We start from the raw sequence: 11,751 nt of genomic DNA, 5'->3' as shown, positions 1-11,751 counted from the left end.
ATAAATAATAAAAATAGGAATAATTAGTCTGGCAATACAAAGAAGGATTACCTTATCTTATGCATGAGACAATTGTATGAAGTTTAATTTTAATTATTCTAACAACAAAAAAATACAAAAGTAACAGTGATTGTTATGAGATAGAGTTATTTTACATTTTTTGTATCTTATTCCAAACTCTTTTGAGAAATAATTTAGTAAATTTTAACTTAGTTAACTTATGAATATCATTACTATACTGAGACTTGCTGTCAAAAAATAAATTTATATCCTCTAAAATTAATTCTAACCGCTTAATAATATTTTCTGCTCGATATTCAGATAATATCTGTTCTAACAAAATAATATTGGCTGAAGAATTAATGACTTTGAGAATTCTTTGCACATCATAAATAGTTGAATATCCCGCAATTTTATAACAATTAAAACCAGGATCTAAATAATCCGATAATCCACCATTAACACTCGAAAATACCTGACAACCACAAGCTAAAGCTTCCATTGGCTGCAATCCAAACCCTTCACTTATTCCTTGTTGTGCCCAATATTCTGCTGAATCGTAAAGATACACTTTTGCCCGATTAAACAATTGACCCAAATCTTCAACATAAGAATCAACGACAAAAACTTGACAATGTTTTTTTAACTCAGGAACTAACTGTTTAATTAAATATTCCGAGGATTTTCTGGCTTGAACTAAAACATCAATATCTCGTTCAATATGTAAGTTAGTAAACTCATTAGAAATTTGATTGGGTAAATAATAAATTAAAGAATGAGGAGCTTTTTGCCCCCAATAACCCATTGTATTACGACTAACTGTTATAATGGGAATATTTGGCGGTAATATAAAATTATACCCGACACTATGAGCATGATAAACAATATGGTAATTCTTCAATTTGGCCGCTAAGCTAGGAACATCAAAACCCCAACTCATTACAAAAATAACATCCTCAAGGCATTTTGCTGGGAAAATATCATCAATAAATAATGTTTCCGGTTCTCGTTGACGATAGGTAACCACTCGTGATTTACAAATTTGTTGCGCTAGGTTAACAGTCTTTAATTCAGCCCATAGCCCGCCACAAGCAAATTTTTCTCCCGTCCCTGGAACCAAAAAATAGAGCTTTCTCATTGAAATTATTGATTGTTAAAATTGTTAATTAGGAGTAGAATTAAGAATAAAAATATACATAAGAGTACGAGAATAAGTAATAGCACACTATTAAAGTTGAACATAAGTGAAGGTGAGTTGTCATAAAAACAGCTTTCAGTTCTTTAGTTATCCTTCTTAATATAAATCATTTTGTTTACCGATATCCGACTAGTTATCGAGTTTTTAAAGCCAACTGTTTTAAGATTTTAGAAGTTATGTATTGACAGATAAACTTACATATGAGACTTCTGCAAGCAGAACATAAAGCAATTGCAAAAAATTGAGAGCTTAAAACTATTAGAATAGAGGAGAAAGTCAAGACAGGATACACCTATCATAATTCTTGCCAAAAGATTAAGGTATAAGTATCATTGAGAGCTATATACCTGATATTCTATTTCCTAAAATCAATATCTGAACTTTGATAGTCTGTTCGAAATGTTTGACTATTTATCTCATGAGAGCGTGAACTATTTCTGACTAAGAATAAAGTTATGAGTGTGTTAGTTTATTAAATGAAGTTAAACAAGATATTGATTTTATAGGTAAAATTTTAAATGTAGATAATACAGTCATTCAAACACTTTACAGTAATGCAGTACTAAGGTGACTTATTAGCTATTTATGATAACAAAATAAATATAAAACTACCAAATAAATTTGTCTAATTACTTTATTTTTCCCCGACCTTTTGGAAGTCTTATTGATTCTTAATTTATAGATTAATTTGACAACAGAGAGAAGAATTTCTCTTTAAATGAGTATTGTAAACTTATTATGTCAACAGTTTTAGTTTGGGCTCTTCGTACAATTGATGTAATCGAAAATAGTTAATTTTATTTATAAGGAAACTTTAAATTTTAATCATATCAATAGAGTGCTAGTTGTTAAAGACATTAGAGATAAAAAAAATTATCATTTTATTGAAAATAAATAATTTGAGAAAGTCAAAGTATTTTTATTTTGAAAAGAACTTATATCATTCAATTTTATATTCTATTTAACTAATATGATCAAAAGTTTAATTTCTGAAAAAGAAAAAATAATTTATTAGATTATTAAATGATATTGCTAAGCCCTAAAATAATTAGGTACAATCAATGATTTTATAGTTATAAAATATGAAGTAATTTTTATTGATTTTTGGTTTTTTCAAAAGCTTTTATTAAATTCTAATTAATGGAAGCTAAAAACTTAATCAATAATTAGTTATGATTATCAATATGATTATTTATTGGAGTTAATAATAACTATATTTATAAGTATTTTAACTACAGTTAACCATCTTTATTTTTTTAAAATTTAGTTTTCATTAATTTTTTTTAGCTAGTCGAATATATAGGAATTACTTTGTCTATTACAGATAATACATAACTTCTACTTGCCTGGAAAGTATCTACTAATCTAAAGTATTGTAAGCTTAAATCAATAACCATCCAAACTATCTTATTTAAATTAAGGAAACTGCTAAACTCTTAACTGTTAGTACTAAGATAATAAAATGTTGAGACGAGTAAGATTAAGAGAAAATCTATTAGTACAGCTAGTCGAAACCGTCGATTTGATGTCAGCTAATTATTGGGGAATAAAAGAAGTTCTAAGCCAACGATTATTTGTTCAAAGATTTATGTATAAACCAGCCATCATAAGATTGAGCGACTCAAGTCACAAAGTGATAAAAATATTACCTTTGAAATTATTAAAATTGTCAAGTTATCCAAAATATTGATGCTTTAATTAATGCATATTATCTGAGATTAATAGTTCTAACTATACTAATTTTTCATGAGGAGGTTAAGTGTATAATTCTCACCCATCAGGATAGATTTCGATAAATTAAATAAGATTTAATTTTTACTGTGTGTAAAATTTTAGACAGACAAGAATCATTTATGTATAGGATGAATAACTCTAGTTTTAAAAACACTTGATTAAGACTTTTAAAAAATCCTTGCTGCATTTAAAGCTAGACTTTATGGCACTCAAAACACTAAAAATGTAAATAAGTAAATGTGAACTCCAACGTACAAAAAAAATATTCAGAATAGAGACCCCTTAAAAGTGGTGGTCCTTATTTTTAATAGTTTTAGTCACTGTGCAACCTAATCACACTGGGATTCTTAAGTCATACGTGGTAGACCTATTAATTGGCTAAATATCTCTCAACAACATTGACTAAATATTCAACCCATTCATGAGCATCTTTAGCACTTACTGACTCTACCATTACTCTAATTAAGGGTTCCGTTCCAGAAGGTCGAACTAAAACCCGACCAGTATCCCCCATCCCTATTTCTGCGTGGGTGATCGCTTCTCTTAAAGGAATACATTCCTGCCAAGAGTGACGCTGATCGCGGTCCTCCACACGAACATTACGTAAAATTTGGGGATATGTTTGGAAGCTGTTATCTACTAGGGTGGCTAAAGACTCCTCAGACTGACGAACTAAAGCTGCTAAGTGAAGGGCAGTTTGTATCCCATCTCCAGACACGCCATAATGATGGCAAATAATGTGGCCTGACTGTTCACCCCCAAGCATCGCTCCAGTTTCCCACATTTTGGCTTGAACATAGCGATCGCCCACAGATGTTCGCATAAATTGACCACCTAAGTTTTTCCAAGCCCTTTCGAATCCTAGGTTAGCCATCACAGTTCCCACTAAAAGATTATTAGGCAATTTTCCTTTTTGAAGAAGATATTTTCCCCACAGATATAGAATATAGTCACCATCAACTACCCTTCCTTGACCATCGACAGCCATTACCCGATCTGCATCTCCATCAAAAGCAAATCCTAAATCAGCTTGATGTTTCTTGATTGCCTGTTTGAGTACATTAAGATGAGTTGAGCCACAATTAACATTAATACAATCGCCATTAGGGTAATCGTGTAAACATATTACCTGCGCCCCCAGTAATTTAAAAACCTGAACAGCCACATTCACCGATGCCCCCCAAGCCAAATCTAAAACTATTCGCATTCCCTGCAAATCTAGACTTTGCGGGAGAGCACCCTGTAAAAATTGGCAATATTTATCTACTAAACCCGGCTGATAGTAAGTTTTTCCCCATTCTTGAGGCTTATCTAATGATAAGGATAAATTACTACGTAACTTTTCTTCAATCTGTTGTGTTAATATTTGACTTAGTTTTGTCCCTTCATGGTTAAAGAATTTAATTCCATTATCCTCAGGGGGATTATGGCTTGCAGAGATCATAATTCCACCCACCGCCTCACTAGTGCGTGTCAAATAAGAAACACAAGGAGTAGGACACAAACCTAATTGCCAGACTTCTAGCCCGGCAGAAGTCAACCCAGCAGCCATAGCCATAGCCAACATATCACTAGAGTTTCGAGAGTCTTGCCCAATAATCACCGGGCCTGAAGTTCCCCGATTCATTTTTAAAACTTGCCCTGCCCGAAATCCAAGTTGAAGGACAAAGGGGGCAGTTAGCAAGTCACCTGCTTTGCCACGAATGCCATCGGTTCCAAATAAAGAGCTATTGGGGAGATGGGCAAATTGTCCCAAAAAACCTGGGTTCATCGTAGCACTGACACGGTCCATCCGACTGCTTACATTACGAGATAGGGAACTTACCATTTTATCTATTTCCTCACACAACACACTCACATTTAAAGAATACACTCTATTTGTCAATAAGGAAGAATCCACTTTTTTTGATAAGTAAATTTAATCATTACTCTCTATAACTGAACGTTGATGGCTGGTTTAATGTTCCCAAAATGAATTAAATGCTCAAAAGTTGTTATCTTTTATTTCAGTATCTATTGTGTTTATCCTCACGTTCTTAAATTTAGAAAAAAGTTGAGAATACTGTTCCCGAAATGTCTGGGGATAAATTGACGGAACCATTTGTTGGGTCTGAAGGGATATTAGGAATTGCTACTGAAATCACTTTACACATTTTGAAGACCTTAGAAGCAATATGTATTTTATTAGCCTACTTTACTGATATTGAAGCTACTAGACAAGCAGTAGCTGATATTGTTAGTGCAGTTATTATTTTAGCAGGCATGGAAATCATGAATAACCTTTGTATTAATGCGGTAGAACGATGTAGTAGCCACTAACAATTGTCCCAGAGATGTTGAAATAATTTTGTTAGTAAAACTAGATAAACTACGTGTAGAATCGCCTGTGAATAAAGAGCGGAGCGTCCAAATTTTTCAGCAAGATGAAGCTAGAAAAATAACCTTCGCTAGCTAAATAATGTAGAAAGCGGTCCAAGATTTTGGAGAGGACAAAAGGTAGTCTTTGCTATAATGGATAGGCTTAGTCCTAGTTATATTGTTCAATATAGGAAATTTTTTAGACTAAATTAGCGACAATTTAACGATAAATTGGTTAACTAAGAGAAAATAAGGGTTATTAAATCACTAATGTTTTTATACCAGAGATAGCAAATTACATCTATTAATTCCTGATTATAATGCTGTAGCAGGGATATGAGAAAAGATATAAGAATTAGAGGAATAAATCCTTAAATTATGTATGGAGTTTCAAGGAAGTTCATCAGGAAAACACGGTATTGAAACCTATAAAAACTGTTATATTTTTTACATGTTTAAGCAAACTTTTTTAGAAATTAAACGATAGATGTGCTAAACATCTAATCCCAATCATTTAGCTAACCTTGGTCAAGTTTTTACTATCCCCAAAAATTATCAAGAAACAGCTAATGATAAACTAGAAGTGTTTAAGCAAATCAAATTCTATTAAAAAAATATTGGTTAATTATTCTCTTAACTAGTGGGTAGCTTCATCTTTGTTCAACTATTGACTTAATTCATATGCTGGGAAATTTACAAGAAAGTCATCTACGCATCGCTGTTGATGTTAATGAAAGTACTATTAGTCATAGTTTACTAAAAACAAAAAATCTCCGTCAATGGCTCATTCCTCAAACCCTATCCTCTGAACTTCCTGATACTTTAGAAGCAGGGGTAGTCTTTACTAGTTGGCTAGGATTTGTTTCTATCCATCATCAAGTAGAAATTGCTAATAAAAACAGCTTACGATTACTACTAAGTCAAGGAATTGATGGTTATCATGAATGGGTTTGGGGCGATGGCTGGGTGCAATCTAGATTAGAAGGAATTTCTCTTTTACCTCTTAAATTAGGACATACTTTTGATTTGCTTAAATTACGTCATTTTGTCCTAAGTCAAGAAAAAATTAAACTAATGATGTAAAACTGACTATTAAAATGCTAAATTTTAAAAATTGGAGCCTAAATTTATGAATCTATAATATCTTTTTCTAATTAACTTCAATTTGTTATTAATATCTTCTACTATTCCTTGGCTGGATTAGGTGAGGATTTCTATTATTGCACGCTACCCAGTTGTTATACAGCTTTAGCAAATTAGTTTTTAGTTCTAAAAACATTTATATCTAGTCTGGAGTTGTTCTCAAAATTCCTCTATATCTCTCTTTGAATTAGTGTATTTTCAAGAGAACTGTCAACGTTTTATATACTCAGGTTTATTTAATTTTTTATTTTTTGATTAAATCTCTTTTATTTTTATATAAAATATATTTATTTGTACTTAAGTATAAATAAATATATTTTAACTAGTATTTTTAATATCTTTAATTTTTTACTGAAAATTATTTTTGATTATTTAATTAATAGGTTACTTGTTTAGTCGCATGAAATCCATATACAACCACTTAAGTTGGTGACGTTATTTTGTTCAGAATATTTTTGTATAGGTTTTAAAAAAAATAAAATATGTATGATTATCTCAATTATTTTTATAGTCATAACAACTTTGCGATAATAAAAACAGGATTCAGAAAATATTGTTTTTACATAAATAAAAACTAAAAATAAATACTTATATTGCTCACAATCAATAGCTCAATTTTAACCTATATTTAATGGAATAAACAATCAAAGATACTAAGTCAAGGCAACTCAGGAAATGATAATAAATCTTATGTAAATAAATCTATCTTAGAACTAAAAAGAGATAAAATACACTATCTCTTTTTAGTTCTAAGATAGATTTATATATTTGTCTTAATGATACTTATCAAGAGTGTTAATTTAAATTTATTTAAGTAATTATTACTAATCTAGTAAACAATTATTATTTAGTCGGGTTTTTAAACTAAATATTGTCTGTAATCAGTTGATTTTTTTAGATTTTATTAAGCTATAAAAAAATTAAAATAAAATTAGTTGCTGTCTTCTTATAAAAGTCCTTAATCCTTGCTATAATTAACAACAAAGTTTTTATTTAAAACTTAATTTATTTTGAAGTTTATCTTAATCCTTATCAAGAGAGATTTTCCTTGTCTATCAAGTAGAATAAAGCTTGTTTATAATAGCTGTAATAATCTCAACAGTAGCTACACTGATTGCCTCTCTAGCACCTCCGCAAAAAAGCCAGAAAGCGATTAATTAGCATAGTCTCTAGCATAACCTTAACAATAGTATTAGGGACGATAGAAACCTTGAGTTAGGATTGTGGAGGGATAGGGTAAGCTGACATCAGTAGTTACCATCAAGCTCACACTTGATATTTGTTGAAACCGTTTTGATATTGACATCATTTCCACAGGAGCAGATAGAAATAATATAGAAATTGCATAGAATTATTTTTAATCGATTAAGGATTAAAAAAATAACTGAAATATTGGGAGTATTCAAGCTAAGAAAATCTATGGCTTAAAATGTAAGATGAAATTGCTATAATTCCAGAAGACACTGAAGATAGACAATGTCCTTGATAAATTAGTACGAGTTGGGCTATGAGTAATCACTCTGACCGGATTATTATTTTTGATACAACTCTACGAGATGGAGAACAGTCCCCCGGCGCCAGTTTAACGGTTGAAGAAAAACTAATTATTGCTCGATCACTTGCACGACTTGGAGTTGACATCATTGAAGCAGGATTCCCCTATGCTAGTCCTGGAGACTTTGAAGCAGTTCAAAAAATCGCCCAAACTGTGGGAACCAAAACTGGACCTACAATCTGTGGGTTAGCCAGAGCTACCAAGAAGGATATTCAATCAGCTGGAGAAGCTCTTAAACCGGCGGCAAAAGCTCGTATACATACTTTTCTAGCTACCTCAGATATTCACCTAGAATACAAACTTAAAAAAACCCGCCAGGAAGTTTTAGCTATTGTTCCTGAAATGGTAGCTTACGCTAAAACCTTTGTGGATGATGTAGAATTTTCTCCTGAAGATGCAGTACGAAGTGACCCTAAATTTTTGTATGAAGTCCTCGAAAAAGCGATCTTAGCCGGTGCAACTACTCTTAATATACCTGATACAGTCGGTTATACAACTCCCAGTGAATTTGGTGCATTAATTGGCAGTATTAGAGAAAACGTTCCAAATATTGAGCAGGCCATTATCTCTGTTCACGGACACAATGATCTAGGGTTAGCCGTAGCTAATTTTCTCGAAGCAGTTAAGAATGGAGCGAGACAGCTTGAATGTACCATTAATGGGATCGGAGAACGGGCTGGTAATGCTGCATTAGAAGAATTAGTGATGGCTTTGCACGTGCGCCGTCAATATTTTAATCCCTTCTTCGGTCGTTCCCCTGACTCTAGTGAACCTTTGACCCAGATTCATACGAAAGAAATTTACCGCACATCTCGTCTCGTCTCCCAACTAACTGGAATGGTGGTACAACCTAATAAGGCAATTGTGGGAACTAATGCTTTTGCTCATGAGTCGGGAATCCATCAAGATGGGGTACTAAAACACAAGTTAACCTATGAGATTATGGATGCAGAATCAATTGGGCTAACCAAAAATAAAATTATCTTGGGTAAGCTATCAGGACGTAATGCTTTCCGTAGTTGTTTGAAGGAATTAGGATTTGAATTATCGGATACGGAGATTAATAACGCTTTCTTACGTTTTAAAGAGGTGGCCGACAAAAAAAAGAGAATTACTGACTGGGACTTAGCAGCGATCATTAACGACGAAATTCAACAAGCCCCCGAATTGTTCCGTTTAGAATTGGTACAAGTATCCTGTGGGGATCATGCTGTCCCCACAGCTACTGTCACCCTAAAGACTCCTAATGGTCAGAAATTAACGGATGCAGCCATCGGGACCGGTCCCATAGATGCGATTTACAAAGCTATTAACCGTGTGGTTAATGTTCCCAATGAGTTAATAGAGTTTTCTGTGAAATCCGTTACTGCCGGAATTGATGCCATAGGAGAGGTTACGATTCGCCTAAGCCATGAAGATCGCATCTATTTAGGATATGCAGCAAATACTGATATTATCACTGCTTCGGCACGAGCTTATATTAGTGCCTTGAATCATCTTTATGGTGCAATTCGGCAGAAATCACAAGTGACACTAACAAATCGAAATTAGCTATTGTTTGATAGGTGCTGTTTAATAGGAAGAACTACCCCGACTTTTAAAAATTTGGAGTTCCTTTACCCCTATACTTTTCTTATAATGTCCTCAGCTCAATTCTTAAGCAAATCATGATTAAAGCAAAAATAGGTGTAATAGGTGGTAGTGGTTTATACAAAATAGATGCTCTCCGAGATATCCAAGAAGTCCACCTTGATACCCCCTTTGGTTCCCCTTCCGACGCTTATATTTTAGGAACTATTGAAGGAACTCCTGTAGTCTTTCTCGCTCGTCACGGACGAAATCATCATTTAATTCCCTCAGAATTGCCTTTTCGCGCAAATATCCACGGCATGAAGCAATTAGGGGTAGAATATCTTATCTCGGCTTCTGCTGTAGGATCACTCAAAGCTGAAATTAAACCCTGTGATTTGATGATTCCTGATCAATTCATTGATCGCACCAGTAACCGAATTTCTACTTTTTTCGGGGAAGGAATGGTTGCTCATATTGGTTTTGGACATCCCGTTTGTAATCGATTAGCCGCTATGTTAGGGGATGCGGTGGAGAGTCTTAACTTACCTGAAATTACCTTACACAGAAGTGGAACCTATGTTTGCATAGAAGGTCCAGCTTTTTCTACTATTGCTGAGTCCAACCTCTATCGCAGTTGGGGCGCGTCTATCATTGGAATGACTAATTTAACTGAAGCGAAACTCACTAGGGAAGCAGAAATTGCCTATGCTACTCTAGCATTAGTTACGGATTATGATTGCTGGCACCCGGACCATGATCATGTCACCGTTGAGATGATTATGGACAATTTAAACCACAATACTGTTAATGCCCAAAAGGTTATTGTAGAGACAGTAAGAAGGTTGAGTAAAAATCTGCCAGTATCCAAAGCCCATAATGCTCTGAAACATGCGAGGTTGACTCCTTGGGATAAGATTCCACCGAAAACTCAAGAAAAGTTAGCGATATTAATCCAAAAATATTTACCAATAGACGATTAATTTAGGTCTAAAACTTTTTTAAAAAGGAAAAAGCTGACTGTTTTCTAATCCTCTGTCTTCTAAAAAAAGGTAATTGTTTTGTTGTTTATTATAAATTGTTGAAAGCACTACCCTAATAAATTGCGAGATCTTTAGTACTCCCTATTCCCTATTGTTTGTAGCAATGAAATTTGCTTTTATTATTGATTCCCTACCTCAGTTAGATCCCGGTCACGATAGCACAGTAGCTATCATGGAAGCAGCCCAAATAGCCTGTCATGAAGTCTGGGTAACACAATTGCATCAACTTAGTGTTATTGAAGGCAAGTCCTGGGCAATCTTATCTCAGGTTCAGTTAATTCCCGTTGAATTACAAGGTCAAAAATGGGTAGCGGCTCCCAATTGGTATGAAATCTTGGAGACAGTGTTGAAGTGTCTAGAAGACATGGATGTAGTTTTCATGAGAAAAGACCCCCCGGTTACCGTTCGCTATCTCTATGCTACCTACATTTTAGAGTTAATTAATCCTGAAAAAACTTTAGTGATTAATTCTCCTCAAGGATTACGCGAAGCTAATGAAAAAATGTACACTCTGCAATTTTATTCAAAAATGCCAGAAACAATTGTCAGTTTGGATAAGACAATTATTCGTAAGTTCGTAGAAGAGAAAAAATTAGCAATTTTAAAACCTTTGGGAGGAAAAGCAGGAGAAGGAATTTTACTGTTAGATTCTAGTGATCGCAATTTTAATTCTCTAATTGAAGTCAGTACTTTTTATGGGCAGGAAGCTGTGATGGTACAGCGTTTTATTCCCGAAGCAAAGGATGGGGATAAACGAATTATTCTCCTTGATGGCCAACCTATTGGAGCAGTTAATCGAATCCCGACAGGTAAAGAATTTCGGGGAAATATGGCTGTTGGTGGAAGAAGTGAAAAAACACAAGTTACCTCCAAAGAATTAGAAATTTGTGAGGTTATAGGTCCAAAATTACGACAAAACGGTTTGTATTTTGTTGGAATTGATGTTATTGGTGGTTATTTAACAGAAGTTAACGTTACCAGTCCCACTGGTATTAGAGAGATTGATCGTCTGGATGAAACTAATTTAGGAAAAAAAGTCATTAATTGGCTAGAGAAAAAATAATTATCAATCATTGATTCTAAAATTCATGAACACATTTACTTAGAATTTTATTAAAAATCCCCCATTTTCAAGCTTATTAGTCACTTTA

7 protein-coding genes are annotated in these 11,751 nt (G+C 33.5%); 5 read left to right on the top strand and 2 right to left on the bottom strand.

The window, feature by feature from the left end; all coding sequences use genetic code 11:
- Positions 1-151: 151 nt before the first annotated feature.
- Together ETSB_RS05205 and glmM are read right to left on the bottom strand one after the other, a co-directional pair.
- On the bottom strand, positions 152-1,138 hold the full coding sequence (locus tag ETSB_RS05205; RefSeq protein ID WP_044106727.1) for a glycosyltransferase: 987 nt from the start codon (positions 1,136-1,138) through the stop codon (positions 152-154).
- 2,164 nt (positions 1,139-3,302) lie between these two features.
- Positions 3,303-4,760 (bottom strand): phosphoglucosamine mutase, encoded by a 1,458-nt coding sequence (glmM, locus tag ETSB_RS05200; protein ID WP_044106726.1) that lies wholly within the window; start codon positions 4,758-4,760, stop codon positions 3,303-3,305.
- A 260-nt stretch (positions 4,761-5,020) separates the two neighbouring features.
- On the opposite strand from glmM, the gene ETSB_RS08885 reads away from it, so the two are divergent.
- The 5 genes from ETSB_RS08885 (at position 5,021) to gshB (ending at position 11,663) form a co-directional block, all read left to right on the top strand.
- A complete protein-coding gene (locus ETSB_RS08885) occupies positions 5,021-5,251 on the top strand; it encodes an FAD-linked oxidase C-terminal domain-containing protein (protein ID WP_145972239.1) in 231 nt (76 codons plus the stop codon).
- Between the two features lie 720 nt (positions 5,252-5,971).
- Complete coding sequence (locus tag ETSB_RS05190; RefSeq protein ID WP_044106724.1) at positions 5,972-6,373, top strand: hypothetical protein; 402 nt, start codon at positions 5,972-5,974, stop codon at positions 6,371-6,373.
- Between the two features lie 1,567 nt (positions 6,374-7,940).
- Positions 7,941-9,539 (top strand): 2-isopropylmalate synthase, encoded by a 1,599-nt coding sequence (locus ETSB_RS05185; protein WP_044106721.1) that lies wholly within the window; start codon positions 7,941-7,943, stop codon positions 9,537-9,539.
- A gap of 116 nt (positions 9,540-9,655) precedes the next feature.
- Complete coding sequence (locus ETSB_RS05180) at positions 9,656-10,540, top strand: S-methyl-5'-thioadenosine phosphorylase (protein WP_044106719.1); 885 nt, start codon at positions 9,656-9,658, stop codon at positions 10,538-10,540.
- Positions 10,541-10,703: 163 nt separating this feature from the next.
- Positions 10,704-11,663, top strand: a complete 960-nt coding sequence (gshB, locus tag ETSB_RS05175; RefSeq protein ID WP_044106717.1) for a glutathione synthase — start codon at positions 10,704-10,706, stop codon at positions 11,661-11,663.
- Positions 11,664-11,751: the final 88 nt, after the last annotated feature.

Source organism: cyanobacterium endosymbiont of Epithemia turgida isolate EtSB Lake Yunoko (assembly GCF_000829235.1).
GTDB lineage: Bacteria > Cyanobacteriota > Cyanobacteriia > Cyanobacteriales > Microcystaceae > Rippkaea.
Note: the sequence above shows the minus strand (reverse complement) of the source record. Positions and strands in the feature narration are given on the sequence as shown.

What these genes read in the sequence shown, in the direction of transcription:
- ETSB_RS05205 (WP_044106727.1), bottom strand. Translation starts at nt 1,138, where the DNA reads ATGAGAAAGCTCTATTTTTTGGTTCCAGGGACGGGAGAAAAATTTGCT.
- glmM (WP_044106726.1), bottom strand. Translation starts at nt 4,760, where the DNA reads ATGGTAAGTTCCCTATCTCGTAATGTAAGCAGTCGGATGGACCGTGTC.
- ETSB_RS05190 (WP_044106724.1), top strand. Translation starts at nt 5,972, where the DNA reads ATGCTGGGAAATTTACAAGAAAGTCATCTACGCATCGCTGTTGATGTT.
- ETSB_RS05185 (WP_044106721.1), top strand. Translation starts at nt 7,941, where the DNA reads ATGAGTAATCACTCTGACCGGATTATTATTTTTGATACAACTCTACGA.
- ETSB_RS05180 (WP_044106719.1), top strand. Translation starts at nt 9,656, where the DNA reads ATGATTAAAGCAAAAATAGGTGTAATAGGTGGTAGTGGTTTATACAAA.
- gshB (WP_044106717.1), top strand. Translation starts at nt 10,704, where the DNA reads ATGAAATTTGCTTTTATTATTGATTCCCTACCTCAGTTAGATCCCGGT.